This window comes from Myxococcus faecalis, from assembly GCF_050039385.1.
GTDB classification, from domain to species: Bacteria; Myxococcota; Myxococcia; order Myxococcales; family Myxococcaceae; genus Myxococcus; species Myxococcus fulvus.
In genome coordinates, this window is the sequence record NZ_CP144336.1 from 118,280 (window position 1) to 137,689 (window position 19,410).

Consider the following 19,410-nt stretch of genomic DNA (forward strand, 5'->3'; position numbering starts at 1 on the left):
CAGCGCGAGGGCGCCACGCCCTTCATGGTCTTGCTGGCTTCCTTCCAGCTCCTGCTCTCTCGCTACTCGGGACAGGACGACGTCTCGGTCGGCTCGCCCGTCGCCAACCGAAACCGCTCCGAGACGGAGGGCCTCATCGGCTTCTTCGTCAACACCCTCGTCTTCCGTTCACGCCTGGATGGCAGGCAGTCCTTCCGTGAGCTGCTGGGACAGGTGCGCCTGAACACCCTCGCGGCCTACGAGCACCAGGATGTCCCCTTCGAGAAGCTCGTCGAGGAACTCCAGCCTCAGCGTGACCTCAGCCGTTCGCCCCTGTTCCAGGTCACGCTCACGCTCCAGAACGCACCCGAGGGGGCTCTGACGCTTCCCGGGCTCAGCCTCGACGCCCTCCCGCCCAGCATCGAGACGTCCAAGTACGACTTCAGCCTTCTCCTCGACGAAGGAAGCGAAGGCTTCTCGGGCATCATCAACTACAACACCGATCTGTTCGAAGCGGCCTCGATGGAGCGCCTCGCTCGTCACTACGCGGTGCTCCTCGATGGGCTTCTCACCAGCCCCGACAGACAGCTCGGCCTCGTGTCGATGCTCACACCGGCAGAGAAGCAACTGCTCCCTGCATGGAACGGTGCGCAGTCCGCCTACTCGCGCGATGCCAGCATCCACTCGCTCTTCGAACAGCAGGTGGTCCGTTCGCCCGACGCAGTCGCCGTTGTCTCCGGGGATGAGGCTGTCACCTACTCGCAGCTCGACGCGCGCTCCAACCAGCTCGCCCACCACCTGCGTGCACTGGGTGTCCTCCCCGGCTCTCGCGTCGCTGTCCGCCTCGACCGCTCCGCTGACCTCATCGTCTCCCTTCTGGCCATCCTCAAGGCCGGCGCGGCTTACGTCCCCCTCGACAAGGCCTGGCCCTCCGAGCGCCTCTCCTTCGTCCTCCGCGAGTCCGGCGCAGGCGTCCTCGTCTCCCACTCCGACGTCGCAGACGACTTGCCGGCCTTCGGCGCCGTCCTCCTCCTCGTCGATGAGGAGGCCTCTCGCATCTCACGTCGGCCCACGACTGCGCTGGCCTCTGACGTCTCTGGCGACGACCTCGCCTACGTCATGTTCACCTCAGGCTCCACCGGCGAGCCCAAGGGTGTCTGCGTTCCTCACCGCGGCGTCACTCGCCTCGTCTCTTCTTCCTTCATCCACTTCGGCGCTTCGGAAGTCTGGCTCCACGCCGCTCCTGTCGCCTTCGACGCCTCCACCCTCGAAATCTGGGGTGCGCTCCTTCATGGCTCGAAGCTCGTCCTCGCGCCTCCCCACTCCCTCTCCCTGGAGGAGTTGGGTGCTGTCCTCTCCCGCGAGAAGGTCTCCTCTCTCTGGCTGACCGCGGCTCTCTTTGAGCAGATGGTTGCCCACCAGCCTTCTGCTTTGGCGGGCGTCCGCCAGTTGCTCGCCGGTGGTGACGTGCTGCCTCCTCACCGCGTCCGTGAGCACCTCGCCCGCCTCCCCGAAGGCCACGTCCTCGTCAACGGCTACGGCCCCACCGAGAACACCACCTTCTCCGCCACTCACGCCCTCCGCCACGGTGACGAAGTCTCCCGCTCCGTCCCCATCGGCTCGCCTCTCTCCAACTCCTCTGCCTTCGTTCTCGACTCCGCCTTCCAGCCGCTTCCTCCGGGCGTCCCGGGCGAGCTCTTCGTCGGTGGTGACGGTCTGGCTTGGGGCTACCTCAACCGCGCGGACCTCACCGCCGAGCGCTTCGTCCCTCACCCCTTCAGCAGCGCCCCCGGTGCTCGCCTCTACCGCACTGGCGACAAGGCTCGCTGGCTCTCCGACGGCACCCTCGAGTTCCTCGGCCGCAACGACTTCCAGGTGAAGATTCGCGGCTTCCGCATCGAGCTCGGCGAAGTCGAGGCCGCTCTGCGTCTCTTCTCCGGCATCCAGGACGCCGTCGTCCTCGCTCGTGAGGACGTCCCTGGTGACAAGCGCCTCGTCGCCTACTTCACCTCTGGCGACTCTTCCGTCGACACCACCTCGCTCAAGAGCTTCCTCCAGCAGCGACTGCCCGAGTACATGGTGCCCTCGGCTTTCGTTTCGCTGTCGGCCTTCCCCCTCTCCGCCAACGGCAAGCTCGACCGGAAGTCTCTGCCTGCCCCCGACTTCGCCTCGGCGGCTTCCGCCGACGAATTCGTTGAGCCCTCCACTCCCGCACAGGCCCGTCTCGCTTCCATCTTCGCCGACGTCCTCGGCATGGAGCGCGTCAGCCTCCACGGCGACTTCTTCGAGTTGGGTGGCCACTCCCTCCTCGCCACCCAGGTCGTCTCTCGCATCCGCTCCACTTTCAGCGTCGAGCTGCCCCTCGGTGAGCTCTTCGCCGCGCCCACCGTCGCCCTCCTCGCTCAGCGCCTCGAGCAGCACGGCTCCGCTTCCCGTCAGCCTCCTCTCGTCCCTGTCGACCGCTCCCAGCCGCTGCCTCTCTCCTTCGCCCAGCAGCGCCTCTGGTTCCTCGACCAGCTCCAGCCTGGCTCCTCCACCTACAACATCCCCTGGGCCCTCAAGCTCTCCGGCGCACTCGATGTCAGCGCGCTGCGCCAGTCGCTCAACGCACTCCTCGCTCGCCATGAGGTGCTCCGTACTCACTTCGCGGTCCACGACGGTCAGCCCGTTCAGGTCATTCGTCCTGACGTTCGACTCGAGCTGCCTGTCATCGACCTGCGAGGACTGGAGCCCGCGGCTCGCGAAACCGAAGCCGAACGACTGACGCGCGCGGAGGCGCTGTACTCGTTCGACATGTCCCGCGGTCCGCTCGTGCACGCGTCACTGGTGCGACTGAGCGACGAGGACTACCTGCTCCTCGTCACCGCCCACCACATCATCTCGGATGGTTGGTCCATCGCGGTCATCACACGGGAAATCGCCGCCTTCTACCGCCAGTTCTCCGGTGGAGAAGCCGCGCAGCTCGCGCCCCTGCCCATCCAGTACGCTGACTTCTCCGTCTGGCAGCGCCAGTGGCTCCATGGCGACGTCCTCGCCTCGGAGATCGACTGGTGGCGCAAGCAGCTCGCGGACGCTTCTCCGGCGCTGGAGCTACCCACGGACAGGCCTCGTCCCGCCATCCAGACTTACGGCGGCGCCGTCGTGCCTGTGGCGCTCTCCAAGCACCTCAGTGCCCAGGTGAAGGAGCTGGCCCAGCGCGAAGGTGCCACGCCCTTCATGGTCCTGCTGGCCTCCTTCCAGCTCCTGCTCTCTCGCTACTCGGGACAGGACGACATCTCCGTGGGTTCGCCCATCGCGAACCGCAACCGCTCCGAGACGGAGGGCCTCATCGGCTTCTTCGTCAACACCCTCGTCCTGCGCTCACGCATCGATGCGCGGCGTTCATTCCGCGAGCTGCTGGGACAGGTGCGCCTGAACACCCTCGCGGCCTACGAGCACCAGGACATCCCGTTCGAGAAGCTCGTCGAGGAATTGCAGCCGCAGCGCGACCTCAGCCGTTCGCCCCTGTTCCAGGTCACGCTCACGCTTCAGAACGCTCCGGAAGAGGCACTGACGCTCCCTGGAGTCACGCTGGGTGGCGTGCCTCCGAGCATCGAGACGTCCAAGTACGACTTCAGCCTCCTCCTCGAAGAGGGCAAGGACGGCTTCTCCGGCATCATCAACTACAACACCGACCTGTTCGACTCGACCTCGATGGAGCGCCTCGCACAGCACTTCTCGGTGCTCTTGATCGAGGTCGTCTCTTCACCGGAGACGCAGCTCCGCCAGATTCCGCTGCTCACGTCCGCCGAGAAGCAGGCCGTGCTCTCGACGTGGAACAACACCGTCACGGATTACCCGCGCAACGCGAGCGTGCATTCGCTGTTCGAGCAGCAGGTGGCCCCTTCACCCGATGCCGTCGCCGTTGTCTCCGGGGATGAGGCTGTCACCTACTCGCAGCTCGACGCGCGCTCCAACCAGCTCGCCCACCACCTGCGTGCCCTGGGTGTCCTCCCCGGCTCTCGCGTCGCTGTCCGCCTCGACCGCTCCGCTGACCTCATCGTCTCCCTGCTCGCCGTCCTCAAGGCCGGCGCGGCTTACGTCCCCCTCGACAAGGCCTGGCCTTCCGAGCGCCTCTCCTTCGTCCTCCGCGAGTCCGGCGCAGGCGTCCTCGTCTCCCACTCCGACGTCGCAGACGACTTGCCGGCCTTCGGCGCCGTCCTCCTCCTCGTCGATGAGGAGGCCTCTCGCATCTCACGTCGGCCCACGACTGCGCTTGTTTCCGAAGTGACGGGCGATGACCTCGCCTACGTCATGTTCACCTCAGGCTCCACCGGTGAGCCCAAGGGTGTCTGCGTTCCCCACCGTGGCGTCACTCGCCTCGTCTCCTCTTCCTTCATCCACTTCGGCGCTTCGGAAGTCTGGCTCCACGCCGCTCCCGTCGCCTTCGACGCCTCCACCCTCGAAATCTGGGGTGCGCTCCTCCATGGCTCGAAGCTTGTCCTCGCGCCTCCCCACTCCCTCTCCCTGGAGGAGTTGGGTGCTGTCCTCTCCCGCGAGAAGGTCTCCTCTCTCTGGCTGACCGCTGCTCTCTTTGAGCAGATGGTTGCGGCCCAGCCCGTCGCACTCTCTGGCGTGCGCCAGTTGCTCGCCGGTGGTGACGTGCTCCCGCCTCACCGCGTCCGTGAGCACCTCGCCCGCCTCCCCGAAGGCCACGTCCTCGTCAACGGCTACGGCCCCACCGAGAACACCACCTTCTCCGCCACTCACTCCCTCCGCCACGGTGACGAAGTCTCCCGCTCCGTCCCCATCGGCTCGCCTCTCTCCAACTCCTCCGCCTTCGTCCTCGACTCCTCCTTCCAGCCGCTTCCTCCGGGCGTCCCGGGAGAGCTCTTCGTCGGTGGTGACGGTCTGGCTTGGGGCTACCTCAACCGCGCGGACCTCACCGCCGAGCGCTTCGTCCCGCATCCCTTCAGCAGCGCCCCCGGTGCTCGCCTCTACCGCACCGGTGACAAGGCTCGCTGGCTCTCTGACGGCACCCTCGAGTTCCTCGGCCGCAACGACTTCCAGGTGAAGATTCGTGGCTTCCGCATCGAGCTCGGCGAAGTCGAGGCCGCTCTGCGTCTCTTCTCCGGCATCCAGGAGGCCGTCGTCCTCGCTCGTGAGGATGTCCCTGGTGACAAGCGTCTCGTCGCCTACTTCATCGCCGCAGAAGAGCAGTCCGTCGACACCACCTCGCTCAAGGGCTTCCTCCAGCAGCGGCTGCCCGAGTACATGGTGCCCTCGGCTTTCGTCTCGCTGTCGGCCTTCCCCCTCTCCACCAACGGCAAGCTCGACCGCAAGGCGCTCCCTGCTCCTGACTTCGCCTCGGTCTCTTCCGCTGACGAATTCGTTGAGCCCTCCACTCCCGCGCAGGCCCGTCTCGCTTCCATCTTCGCCGACGTCCTCGGCATGGAGCGCGTCAGCCTCCACGGCGACTTCTTCGAGTTGGGTGGCCACTCCCTCCTCGCCACCCAGGTCGTCTCTCGCATCCGCTCCGCCTTCAGCGTCGAGCTCCCTCTCGGTGAGCTCTTCGCCGCGCCCACCGTCGCTCTGCTCGCTCAGCGCCTCGACCAGCACGGCTCCGCTTCCCTCCAGCCTCCTCTCGTCCCTGTCGACCGCTCCCAGCCGCTGCCTCTCTCCTTCGCTCAGCAGCGCCTCTGGTTCCTCGACCAGCTCCAGCCCGGCTCCTCCACCTACAACATCCCCTGGGTCCTCAAGCTCTCCGGCTCACTCGACTCCTCCGCTCTCCTCAAGTCCCTCCAGGCTCTGACTCAGCGCCACGAGGTTCTCCGCACTCGCTTCTCCATTCACGACGGCCAGCTCGTCCAGGTCATCCAGCCGGACTTCATGCTGGAGATGCCGGTCATCGACCTGTCCGCCCTGCCCGCACAGGAGCGTGAGGCCGAGGCCCAGCGGTTGGCCTCCCAGGAGGCCGTGCGTCCGTTCGACCTGGCTCGGGGTCCCGTGGTCCGTGCCTCGCTCGTCCGTCTGGATGCGCGGGAGCACAGGCTGCTCGTCACGATCCACCACATCGCGTCCGACGGCTGGTCCATCTCCGTCATGGTCCGCGAGTTGGCGGCCTTCTATCGCCAGTTCTCCGGCAACGAGCCCACGCAGCTCGCGCCGCTTCCCATCCAGTACGCCGACTTCTCCGTCTGGCAACGCCAGTGGCTGCACGGTGACGTGCTCGAGAAGGAGCTCGGCTGGTGGCGCAATCAGCTCGCGGGGGCTCCCGCCGCCATCGAGCTGCCCACCGACAGGCCTCGTCCCGCCGTCCAGACCTACAACGGCGCGGTCCTTCCGTTCACGCTCTCGACGGAGCTGACGCAGGCGGTGAAGGCGCTCGCGCAGCGTGAGAACGCGACGCCGTTCATGGTGCTGCTCGCTGGCTGGCAGGTCCTCCTGTCGCGCTACTCACGGCAGGACGACATCTCAGTGGGCTCGCCCATCGCCAACCGCAACCGCGCCGAGACGGAGGGCCTCATCGGCTTCTTCGTCAACACGCTGGTCCACCGCGCGCGCATCAACCCCGAGCACTCCTTCCGGGAGCTGCTCACCCACACGCGTGCGTCCACGCTCGCCGCGTTCGAGCACCAGGACATCCCCTTCGAGAAGCTCGTCGAGGAACTCCAGCCGCAGCGCGACCTCAGCCGCTCGCCGCTGTTCCAGGTGTCCTTCGTCTACCAGAACACTCCCGACGAGGACCTCGACCTCCCTGGCCTCGAGCTCGACGTCCTCACCTCCGAACTGCACTCCGCCAAGTTCGACCTCTTCCTCGGTATGAGCGAGGTTGGAGGCAAGCTGCAGGGCGCGCTGGACTACAACTCAGACCTGTTCGACGCCTCCACCGTGGAGCGCATGGCTCGCCACTTCACGAGCCTGCTCACCGAGGCGACCACACACGTCGACCAGCCGCTGCACAGCCTGAAGCTCCTCTCGGCCACCGAGACGCAGACCCTGCTCTCCGACTTCCAGGGCGAGCACGTCCGTTACCCCGAGGACGCCACCCTCCACTCCCTCTTCGAGGCCCAGGCCCTCCGCACGCCTCACGCCGAAGCCCTCCGCTTCGAGGGCGCGTCTCTCTCCTACGCTCAGCTCGACGCGCGCTCCAACCAGCTCGCCCACCACCTGCGCTCTCTCGGCGCCCGCCCGGGCCTCCTCGTCGCCGTCTGCCTCGAGCGCTCCCTCGACCTCGTCGTCTCACTCCTCGCCGTCCTCAAGTCCGGCGCCGCCTACGTCCCCCTCGACCCCGCCTACCCCCGCGAGCGCCTCGCCGGCATGCTCGAGGACGCCCAGGCTCCCGTCCTCCTCACCCACTCACGCCTGACCTCCGTCCTGCCTCAGCACGCCTCCCAGGTGCTCTGCCTCGACACCCAGTGGGACGCCGTCTCCCGTCAGTCCTCCGCCTCTCTCCCTCCTCTCGCGGGGCCGGACTCCCTCGCCTACGTCATCTTCACCTCGGGCTCCACCGGCCGCCCCAAGGGCGCCATGAACGCCCACTCCGGTGTCGTCAACCGCCTCCTCTGGATGCAGCAGCAGTACTCCCTCACCGCCCTCGACACCGTCCTCCAGAAGACTCCCTTCAGCTTCGACGTCTCCGTCTGGGAGTTCTTCTGGCCCCTTCTCACCGGCGCTCGCCTCGTCCTCGCCAGGCCCGGCGGACACCAGGACCCCGCCTACCTCGTCCGCCTCCTCTCCGACGAGCGCGTCTCCACCGTCCACTTCGTCCCCTCCATGCTCCGCGCCTTCCTCGAGGAGCCGGGGCTCGACTCCCTCAACCACCTGCGCCGCGTCCTCTGCTCCGGTGAGGCACTCCCCGCGGACCTCGTCCACCGCGCCCACTCGCGCCTTCACCCCTCCTCCGAGCTCCACAACCTCTACGGCCCCACCGAGGCCGCCGTCGACGTCTCCTTCTTCCACTGCGCTCGCGGCTCCTCCCTCTCCTCCATCCCCATCGGCAGGCCCGTCGCCAACACCCGCCTCTACGTCCTCGACTCCGAGGGGCAACCCGCCCCCGTCGGTGTCCCGGGCGAGCTCTTCATCGGCGGTGTCCAGGTCGGCCTCGGCTACTGGCGCTCCCCTCACCTCACCGCAGAGCGCTTCATCCCCGATGCCTTCAGCGACTCTCCCGGCGCTCGCCTCTACCGCACCGGTGACCTCGCTCGTTGGCTCCCCGACGGCACCCTCGAGTACCTCGGCCGCTCCGACTTCCAGGTCAAGCTGCGTGGCTTCCGCATCGAACTCGGTGAAGTCGAGAACGCGCTGCTCGCGCACCCGTCCGTGCGCGATGCCATCGTCACCGTGCGCGACGACGTCGCGGGTGACGCACGCCTCGTCGCCTACGTCACGGGCGACGCGGAGTCGCTGACCCAGGCGCAGCTCCGGGCACACCTCGAACCTCGGCTGCCCGAGTACATGGTGCCCTCGGTCTTCATGCACCTGGCGGCCATGCCGCTGACGCCGAGTGGCAAGGCCGACCGCAAGGCACTCCCCGCGCCGGAGCGTCTCGCCACGGCACGCGAGTACACCGCGCCCCGCACGCCGACGGAGCAGCTCCTCGCATCCCTCTTCGCCTCCGTGCTCCACGTCGAGCGCGTTGGCGTCACCGACAGCTTCTTCGAGCTGGGCGGACACTCGCTCCTCGCCACGCAGCTCGTGTCGCGGGTGCGCCAGTCATTCGGCGTCGAGCTGCCGGTGCGGGCGCTCTTCGAGGCCTCCACGGTGGCCCAGCTCGCGACGCGCATCGAGTCCGCGCGTCAGGAGCGTCACGGCCTCCAGCTCCCGCCCTTGGCGCCCGTGCCGCGCACGGGGGAGCTGCCGCTCTCGTTCGCGCAGCAGCGCCTGTGGTTCCTCGACAAGCTCCAGCCGGACAGCCCGTTCTACAACATCCCCAGCGCGCTCCAGCTCGACGGAGCGCTGGACACCGAGGCCCTCACGCGCGCGCTCCGGGAGCTCGTGCGTCGCCACGAGTCGCTGCGCACCAGCTTCCACACCCGCGAGGATGGCGAGCCCGTCCAGCGCATCCATCCGGACGCCACGCTGTCGGTCTCCGTGGTGGACCTGGGCCATCTGCCCGAGCAGGCGCGCGAGGCCGAGGCCCAGAAGCTCGCGACGCTCGAGATCCAGAAGCCCTTCGACCTGACGCGCGCGCCGCTGGTGCGGGCCACGCTGCTGCGACTCTCCGAGCAGCGTCACGTGCTGCTCGTCACCGTGCACCACATCGTCTCGGACGGTTGGTCCAGCGGCATCTTCGGCCGCGAGGTCGGCGAGCTGTACGCCGCGTTCTCGCGTGGCCTGCCGTCGCCGCTCGCGCCGCTCTCGCTCCAGTACGCCGACTACGCCGCCTGGCAGCGAGGCTGGCTGCGTGATGACGTCCTCGCCCAGCAGGTCGCCTGGTGGCGCGAGCACCTCTCGGGGGCGCCGCATGCCCTCGAGCTGCCCACGGACCGTCCTCGTCCGGCCGTGCAGTCGGCCCACGGCGCCAACCTGCCGGTCAGGCTCGGCGCGGCGCTGACCACCGCGCTTCGCACCCTGTGCCAGCGCGAGGGTGTCACGCCCTTCATGGTGCTGCTGTCCGCCTTCAATGTCCTGCTCGCCCGCTACTCGGGTCAGGACGACATCGTCGTGGGCTCGCCCATCGCCAACCGGCAGCGGGCCGAGCTCGAGGGCATCATCGGCTTCTTCGTCAACACGCTCACGCTCCGGACCCGGACGCGGATGGACATGACGTTCCGCGAGCTGCTCGCCCAGGTGCGAGAGTCCACACTCGCCGCCTACGAGCACCAGGACGTCCCCTTCGAGAAGCTCGTCGAGGAGCTCCAGCCGCAGCGCGACCTCAGCCGCTCGCCGCTCTTCCAGGCCATGCTCGGTCTGCAGACGGCCCGCGCCGAGGGCGTCCCAGCCGGAGCCCCTCGCAGCCTCGAGATCGACAGCGGAACGGCCAAGTTCGACCTCTCGCTGCTGCTGGTCGACACCGGCGACGACATCCACGGTCTGCTCGAGTTCAACACGGACCTGTTCGACCGGAGCACGGCCCAGCGCATGGGTGAGCACCTCACCCGACTGCTCGCCTCGGCGGTCTCCGACGCGAGCCAGTCGCTCGCCCGACTGCCGCTGCTGAGCACCCACGAGCGTCAGCAGCTCCTCACGGAGTGGAACGACACGGCGCACGCGCCGCACGTGCCCGTGGCCATCCACCACCCCGTGGAGGTCCAGGCCGCGCGGACGCCCGAGGCCATCGCGGTCTCGGACGGCACGACGGCGCTCACCTACGCCCAGCTCGACGCGCGGGCCAACCAGCTCGCGCACGTGCTGCGTCAGCATGGTGTCTTCGCGGGCGCCACGGTCGGCATCTGCCTGGAGAAGTCGCTCGACATGGCGGTGGCGGTCCTCGCCACGCTGAAGGCCGGAGCGGCCTACCTGCCGCTCGACCCGAACTACCCTGCGGAGCGCCTCGCCTTCATGCTGGAGGACTCGGGTACGCGCGTCGTCCTGTCGCACTCCAGCCTCCGGGATTCGCTCCCGGTCGCCGGCTCCGTGCGGAACCTCCTCCTCGATATCGAGGCCGAGGTCATCACCACGAAGCCCACGCACGCGCTCACGGTGACGCTGTCTCCCGATGCGCCCGCGTACGTCATCTACACGTCCGGCTCCACAGGCCGGCCCAAGGGTGTCGCGCTGCCGCATCGAGCGCTGAGCAACCTGTTCACGTGGCAGCTCCGCCAGTCGCGCAAGCCCCAGTCCACGACGCTCCAGTTCGCGTCGCTCAGCTTCGACGTGTCCTGCCAGGAGCTGTTCTCCACGTGGTGGGCGGGTGGAACGCTCGTGCTGCCCATGGGCGGGCTGCGCCAGGACGTGCCCGCGCTGCTCGACTTCCTCCAGGCGCAGGGCGTGGAGCGACTGTTCCTCCCGTTCGTCGCGCTCCAGGCCATCGCCGACGCCGTCGCGCACGGCGCCACGCTGCCCGTGTCCCTGCGCGAGGTCGTCACGGCCGGTGAGCAGCTCCAGGTCACTCCCGCGCTCGTGGCCCTCTTCGAGCGGCTGCCCGGGTGCGTGCTCGAGAACCAGTACGGCCCGTCCGAGACGCACGTCGTCTCCGCGCACCGACTCCAGGGTGCGCCCGCGTCCTGGCCGCGCCTGCCGTCCATCGGCGCGCCGCTGCCGCACACGCAGTTGTTCGTGCTGGATGCGATGGGACAGCCGACGCCCATCGGCGTGCCGGGCGAGCTCCACATCGGCGGCGAGCACCTGGCGCTCGGCTACCCGGGCCGTCCAGAGCTGACGGCCGAGAAGTTCGTCCCGCATCCGTTCAGCAAGGCTCCGGGCGCGCGGCTCTACCGCACCGGTGACTCCGCGCGCTGGAAGGCGGACGGCACCGTCGAGTTCCTGGGACGCCTGGACGGTCAGGTGAAGCTGCGAGGCTTCCGCGTCGAGCTGGGCGAGGTCGAGGCCTCGCTGCGTGCGCTCCCGGGAATCCGGGACGCGGCGGCCGTGGTGCGCGAGGACGTGCCCGGCGACAAGCGCCTGGTGGGCTACGTCGTTCCCACGGGGGAGTCCGGTGTCGCGCTGACTCCGGGCGCGCTGCGCTCGGCGCTGCTCGGACAGTTGCCCGAGTACATGGTGCCGTCCGTCTTCCTCACGCTGGACGCGCTCCCGCTGACGCCCAGCGGAAAGATTGCCCGGCGGCTGCTGCCGGCGCCCGACGCGGAGAGCCTGCGCGGAGACGCGACGTTCATCGCGCCCCGCACGCCCGCGGAAGAGAAGCTCGCGGAGCTGTTCGCCGCCGTGCTCAAGCTGCCGCGCGTGGGTGCCACCGACAGCTTCTTCGCGCTGGGTGGACACTCGCTGCTCGCCACGCAGGTCGTCTCGCGCATCCGGGCCGCGTTCAACGTGGAGCTCCCGCTGCGAGAGCTGTTCGAGGCGCCCACCGTCGCGGGCCTCGCCGAGCGCCTGGAGCAGTACGCCGCCGAGACGAAGGTGCCGCCGCTCGTCCCGGCGGACCGGAGCCGGCCGCTGCCGCTGTCCTTCGCGCAGCAGCGCCTTTGGTTCCTCGACAAGCTCCAGCCGGACAGCCCGACGTTCAACATGCCCATCGCGCTGCGGCTCGAGGGTGTGGTGGACGTCGAGGCCCTGCGACAGGCCATCACCGAGCTCGTGCGCCGTCACGAGGTGCTGCGCACCACGTTCCAGGAAGGCCCTGTCCAGGTCATCCACGCACCCGCACCGGTGCCGATGCCCGTCGAGGACCTGTCCTCGCTGACGGGTGAGGCTCGCGAGGCGGAGGTCCAGCGGCGCGTGCTCGCCGAGGCGAAGCGCCCGTTCGACCTGGGCCGCGGCCCCGTGCTGCGCGCGTCGCTGCTGCGGCTGGAGGCCACGCAGCACGTGCTGATGCTGACGCTGCATCACATCGCCACGGACGGCTGGTCCATGGGGCTGCTGGTGCGCGAGTCCACCGAGCTCTACGCGTCGTTCGTGACGGGCCAGCCCGCGCGGCTGCCCGAGCTGCCCATCCAGTACGCCGACTACGCGGCGTGGCAGCGTGAATGGCTGCAGGGTGACGCGCTCGAGGCCCAGCTCTCGTGGTGGCGGACGCACCTGTCCGGCGCGGCGCCGCAGCTGGACCTGCCCACCGACTTCCCCCGTCCCGTGGTGCAAGGATTCCAGGGCGCGATGGTGGGCCGAGTCCTGCCGCGCTCGCTGGTGGATTCACTCCAGGCGCTGTGCCGTGAAGAGGGCTCCACGCTGTTCATGGCGTTGCTCGCGGGCTTCCAGGTCGTGCTGTCGCGCTACTCGGGCCAGGAGAACTTCGTCCTCGGCACGGACATCGCGAACCGCAACCGCGCGGAGACCGAGGGCCTCATCGGCTTCTTCATCAATCAGCTCGCCCTGCGCGCGCGGCTGGGTGGAGACCCGTCGTTCCGCGAGCTGCTCTCACGCGTGAAGACGGACACGCTGGGCGCGTACGCGCACCAGGACCTGCCCTTCGAGGAGCTGGTCAAGGACCTCAACCCCGGTCGAGGCCTGGGCTTCGCTCCGCTCTTCCAGGTCAAGCTGGTGCTCCAGAACCAGCCGGACACGGAGCTGGAGGTCCCTGGCCTCACCTTCCGTCCGCTGGGCAGCGGCACGGGCACCGCGCGACTCGACCTCACGCTGTCCATCACCGAGTCCGCGCACGGCCTCTCCTGCTCGGCCGAGTACCGCACGGACCTGTTCACCGCGGAGACCATCGACGGCCTGATTCGCCACCTCGGCAATGTGCTCGAGGCCGCGACGACCAAGCCCTCGGCCCGAATCTCCACGCTCCCCCTCATGCGGCAGGAGGAGCAGCAGCGCGTGCTGGTGGAGTGGAACGACTCCGCTCGCGACTTCCCGCGCGAGGCCACCGCGCATTCGCTCTTCGAGGCCCAGGTTCGGCGTACGCCGGAGGCCGAGGCGCTTCGCTTCGAGGGCGAGTCCCTCACCTTCGCGCAGCTCGACTCGCGCGCCAATCAGCTCGCCCACCACCTGCGCTCGCTCGGCGTCAGGCCCGAGGTCCCCGTCGCGCTCTGCCTCGAGCGTTCGCTCGACCTCGTCGTCTCCATGCTCGCCATCCTCAAGGCTGGCGGCGCCTGGGTGCCTCTCGATCCGTCCTACCCCGTCGAGCGACTGTCCTTCATCCTCCGAGACTGCTCCGCGCCCGTCCTCCTCACCACCGAATCCCTGGCCGACGAGCTTCCCGTGTCGACGCAGCAGCTCGTCCTGCTCGACTCGGACTCCCGCTTCATCTCGCGGCAGCCGACGTCGGCACCTGACTCCGGCGCGGTGGCCGACAACCTCGCCTACGTCATCTACACCTCCGGCTCCACCGGCACCCCCAAGGGCACCCTCCTTCAGCACCGCGGCTTCTCCAACACCGCGCTCGCCGCGGGCCGCCGCCACGGCTTCTCTCCCGCCTCTCGCGTCCTCCAGTTCGCTTCCTTCAGCTTCGACGCCTCCGTCGCCGAAATCTTCGGCGCCCTCCTCGCCGGCTCCACCCTCGTCCTCGCTCCTCGCGAGCGCCTCATGCCAGGCGCTCCTCTTCGCGACCTGCTCCGCGACGAGTCCATCTCCGCCGTCACCCTCACCCCCTCCGTCCTCGCCCAGCTCCACCCCGAGGACTTCCCCTCTCTCTCCACCCTCATCTCCGCCGGCGAGGCCTGCCCTCCCGAGCTCGTCTCCCGCTGGGGCTCCCGCGTCCGCCTCCTCAACGCCTACGGCCCCACCGAAGTCACCGTCTGCGCCTCCATCTCCCAGCCCCTTCTCCCTGGCCAGACGCCCTCCATCGGCACCCCCTGGGACAACGTCCGTCTCTTCATCCTCGACGCCTCCCTGCGGCCTCTCCCCGTCGGCGTCCCCGGCCAGCTCTGCATCGACTCCGTCGGCCTCGCTCGTGGCTACCTCCACCGCGCGGACCTCACCGCTGAGCGCTTCGTCCCCAACCCCTTCTCCCTCGTCCCCGGTGCGCGCCTCTATCTCACCGGTGACAAGGCCCGCTGGCTCCCCAACGGCACCCTCGAGTTCCTCGGCCGCCTCGACTCCCAGGTGAAGCTGCGCGGCTTCCGCATCGAGCTGGGCGAAGTCGAAGCCGCCCTCCTCTTCCACCCCTCCGTCTCCCAGGCTGTCGCCTCCATCCGCACCGAAGCCTCCGGCGACAAGCGCCTTGTCGCCTACGTCGTCGGTGAGGACGTCGACGTCTCCGTCCTTCGCGACTTCCTCAAGCTGCGCCTGCCCGAGCACATGGTGCCTTCCGCCATTGCACAGATCGACGCACTCCCCCTCACTCCCAACGGCAAGGTCGACCGCGACGCACTGCCCTCGCCCGACGCGTCCATCGCCGCCCCCGTGCGCGAGTACGTCGCGCCGCGCACTCCCACGGAGATTCGTCTCGCAGCGCTCTGGGCGGAGCTGCTCCACGTCGAGCGCGTCGGCCTCACCGACGACTTCTTCGAGCTCGGTGGCCACTCCCTCCTCGCCACGCAATCGCTGTCTCGACTCCAGGCCACGTTCGGCATCGAGGTGCCGCTGCGTGAGCTGTTCGAGGCGCCCACGGTGGAGAAGCTCGCGGCGCGTGTGGAGGTGCTCGTCCAGGCCGGAGCAACCACTCCTCGCGCACCGGAGCTGACGCCTGTCGCGCGCACGGGCAACCTGCCGCTGTCCTTCGCCCAGCGTCGGCTGTGGTTCCTGGATCAGCTCGAGCCGGGCACCGCTCTCTACAACCTGCCCGCGGCCATCCGGCTGGAAGGCGCGGTCGAGGTCTCCGCGCTGGAGCAGGCCTTCGCCGCGCTCGTGCGACGCCACGAGGCGCTGCGCACCACGTTCCCCGCGAACGCGGATGGCAGTCCGCATCAGGCCATCGCGGAGGAAGCGACGCTGAACGTCGCCCTGGTGGACCTGTCCACGCTCCCCTCCGCGCAGCGTGAGGAAGAAGCCCGGCGACTCGCGCTCGCCGAGGCACGCAAGCCGTTCGACCTCGCCCGAGGTCCGCTGCTGCGCGTGACGCTCCTCCGTCTGGACGAGCGCCTGCATGTGCTGCTGCTGACGATGCACCACATCGTCTCCGACGGCTGGTCCACGGGTGTGCTCGTGCGCGAGGCCGCGGAGCTGTACAGCGCGGCTCGCGAGGGGCGCACGGCGTCCCTCCCGACGCTGCGCGTGCAGTACGCCGACCATGCGGCGTGGCAGCACCAGTGGCTCGGCGCCGGTGAGCTGGAGCGTCAGCTCACGTACTGGAAGACCCAGCTCGCGGGAGCCAACCACGTGCTGGCGCTCCCCACGGACCGTCCCGTGCCTCCGATGCAGACGCAGGCCGGCGCCACGCATCCCGTGCGGCTGTCCCCGGAGGTCTCCTCCGCCGTGGCGGCCCTGGGGCAGCAGCTCGGCGCCACGCCCTTCATGGTGGTCCTCGCCGCGTTCCAGGCGTTCCTGTACCGCGTCACGGGCCAGGATGACGTGCTCGTGGGTTCGCCGGTGGCGGGTCGCAATCGCCCGGAGACAGAGGGTCTCATCGGCGTGTTCATCAACACGCTCGTGCTGCGTGGCCAGATGTCCGGAGCCATGTCGTTCCGCGCGCTCGTCGAGCAGGCCCGTGAGGCCGCGCTCGGCGCCCTCACGCATCAGGACGTCCCGTTCGAGCACCTGGTGGAGGAGCTGCAGCCCGCGCGCAGCCTGAGCCACTCGCCGCTCTTCCAGGTGATGTTCGCGCTGCAGAACACGCCCGTGCCGTCGCTGACGCTGCCGGAGCTGTCGCTCACGCCGGCGGACGTGGACCCGGGTATCGCGAAGTACTCCCTGTCCCTGGTCCTCCAGGAGACGCCCGCGGGCCTCATGGGCGGCTTCGAGTACAACACGGACCTGTTCGACGCCCGGACGCTCGAGGCGATGACGGGTCAGTTCACCCGCCTGCTGGAGGCCGCGGTCTCCACGCCGGACGTCTCGCTCGCCGCGCTGCCGCTGCTCTCCGCCGAGGAGCGACACCAGCTCCTGGTGCAGTGGAACGACACGCGCTCCGACTTCCCGCGCGACAGCTCCGTCTTCACGTGGTTCCAGGCGCGCGCGGCGCGGTCGCCCGAGGCCGTGGCGCTCGAGTGGACCGGCGGGACGCTCACGTATCGGGAGCTGGAGCGGCGTGCCCTCGCGCTCGCGGAGCTGCTGCGTCAGCGGAACGTGGGCCCCGAGGTGCGCGTGGGTCTGTTCGCGCGCCGCTCGCCGGAGCTGGTCATCGGCGTACTGGGCGTGCTCGCGGCCGGAGGCGTGTGGGTCCCGCTGGATCCCTCCTCTCCGTCCGAGCGCCTCGGCATGATGCTGGAGGACACCTCCCCCGCGGTGGTGCTGACCCAGCGCGCGCTGCGTACGGCGCTGCCGTCGACGCGCACGGTCCTCGTCCTCGAGGACCTGGTGGGGGCCGACGCGGTGGCGAGCAGCACGTTCACCGCGCCGGGCCTCGCCTCCGAGAACGCGGCCTACGTCCTGTTCACGTCCGGCTCGACGGGTCGTCCCAAGGGCGTGGTGGTCCCGCACCGCGCGCTCGCGCGTCACACGGCCTGGTTCACGAAGAGCCTGGGACTGGGCCCGGCGGACCGCATGCTCCAGAAGACGGCGCCCGGCTTCGACGCCGTGGTGCCGGAGCTGCTCGCCACGCTGGCCAGCGGCGCCACGCTGGTGCTGCCGCCGTCCTCGGCGGACCTGGACATGGACGCGCTCCTGTCCGTGCTCGCGAACCAGCGGGTGACGGTGCTCCAGCTCGTCCCGTCTCAGCTCCGCCTCCTGGTCGAGTCCGAGCGACTCGAGCGGGCCTCGGGTCTGCGAGTGCTCGTATCGGGTGGTGAGGCGCTGTCCGCCGAGCTGGCGCGACGGGTGCGCACGCAGTGGCCCGAGACTCGGTTGGCCAACTGCTACGGCCCCACCGAGACGACCGTCGACGCCACGTCGTGGACGGTGAGCGGGGACATCCAGGGTGCCACCGCGCCCATCGGTGGTCCCATCGCGGACACGCAGGTGTACGTGCTCGATGCGCATGGCCAGCCCGTGCCCGTGGGAGTCACGGGTGAGCTGTTCATCGGAGGCGAGGGCGTGGCCCGGGGCTACATCGGCCAGGCCGCGATGACCGCCGAGCGCTTCGTGCCCGACGCGTTCTCTTCCGTCCCTGGAGTGCGGCTGTACGCCACGGGCGATCAGGTCCGCTGGCGTCGAGACGGCGTGCTGGAGTTCCTCGGCCGCGCGGACGACCAGGTGAAGGTGCGCGGCTTCCGCATCGAGCTGGCGGAGATCGAGTCCGCCCTGCTCGCGCATCCCGAAGTGCGCGAGGCCGTGGTGCTCGTGCGCGAGGACCGTCCCGGCGACAGGCGCATCGTGGGCTACGTCGTGGCGCCCGCCTCGCTCGACACCGCCGCGCTGCGGACGTTCGTCGCACAGCGGCTGCCCGAGTACATGGTCCCATCCTCTCTGCGGGTCCTCGAGGCGCTGCCGCTCACGAGCAACGGCAAGGTGGACCGCAAGGCCCTGCCTGTTCCCGAGCAGACCGGGTCCTTCACGGACGACGCACAGGTCGCGCCAGGAACCCCCACCGAGGAGCTGCTCGCGGGCCTCTTCGCCCAGGTGCTGGGTGTGTCACGTGTCAGCACCACCGCGAGCTTCTTCGAGCTCGGTGGCCACTCGCTGCTCGCCACGCAGCTCGTCTCGCGCGTGCGCTCCGCCTTCCAGGTCGACCTGCCCCTGCGGGACCTCTTCGAGTCGCCGACGGTCCAGGCGCTCGCCCAGCGCATCGACACGGCGCTGAGCACGGGCGCGCGGCTCCAGCGTCCGCCGCTCACCGCGCTGCCTCGCGAGGGAGCTGCACCGAGGGCGTTCGTCCAGTCCTTCGCCCAGCAGCGGCTGTGGTTCCTCGACCAGTTGGACCCGGGGAGCCCCGCGTACAACATGCCCATCGCGCTGCGGCTCGAGGGTGTCGTGGACACGCGGGCCCTGGAGCGGGCGTTCACGGAGATGGTGCGGCGTCACGAGTCGCTGCGCACCACGTTCCGAGCGGGTCCCGAGCAGGTCGTCCATGCACCGTCGCCGGTGACGGTGCCCGTGGTGGAGGTGTCCTCGCTCGACGAGGGCCAGGTCCAGCGTTGGGTCGATGAGGAGGCGCGTCGTCCGTTCGACCTCGCGCGCGGTCCGCTCCTGCGCGCGAAGCTGCTGCGCCTGGGTGAGCAGCGCCACATCCTGCTCCTGACGATGCATCACATCGTCTCGGATGGCTGGTCCATGGGCGTGCTCGTGCGTGAGACGGCGGCGCTCTACGCCGCGTTCCGCGCGGGCCAGCCTTCTCCGCTGCCCGAGCTGTCCATCCAGTACGCCGACTACGCGGCCTGGCAGCGCGCGTGGCTGCAGGGCGAGGCGCTCGAGGCCCAGGTCTCGTGGTGGAAGGAGCACCTCTCAGGGGCACCTCCGCTGCTGGAGCTGCCCACGGACTTCCCGCGCCCGGCGCGTCAGGGCTTCGGTGGCGCCCTGGTGTCGCGCGTGCTGCCGCGCTCGCTCGTCGAGTCGCTCCAGGCGCTGTGCCGTCGTGAGGGCACCACGCTCTTCATGGCGCTGATGGCGGGCCTCCAGGCCGTCCTGTCCCGCTACTCGGGCCAGGAGGACTTCGTCGTGGGAACGGGTATCGCCAACCGTCACCAGGCCGAGACCGAGGACCTCATCGGCTTCTTCATCAACCAGCTCCCGCTGCGCGCGCGGCTGGGTGGCAATCCGTCCTTCCGCGAGCTGCTTGCACGCGTGAGGAAGGACACGCTGGGCGCCTACGCGCACCAGGACCTGCCGTTCGAGGAAGTGGTCAAGGCCGTCAACCCGGAGCGCAACCCCGCGCACGCGCCGCTCTTCCAGGTGGCGCTGGTGCTCCAGAACCAGCCGGAC

At 69.5% G+C, this 19,410-nt stretch carries 1 protein-coding gene (running past both ends of the window); it reads left to right on the top strand.

This entire window lies inside a single protein-coding gene on the top strand: locus tag VZQ01_RS00365, encoding a non-ribosomal peptide synthase/polyketide synthase. The 45,447-nt coding sequence extends 13,560 nt beyond the window's left edge and 12,477 nt beyond its right edge, so the window shows coding positions 13,561–32,970, spanning codon 4,521 (complete) through codon 10,990 (complete); the first complete codon in view begins at position 1. Both the start codon and the stop codon lie outside the window.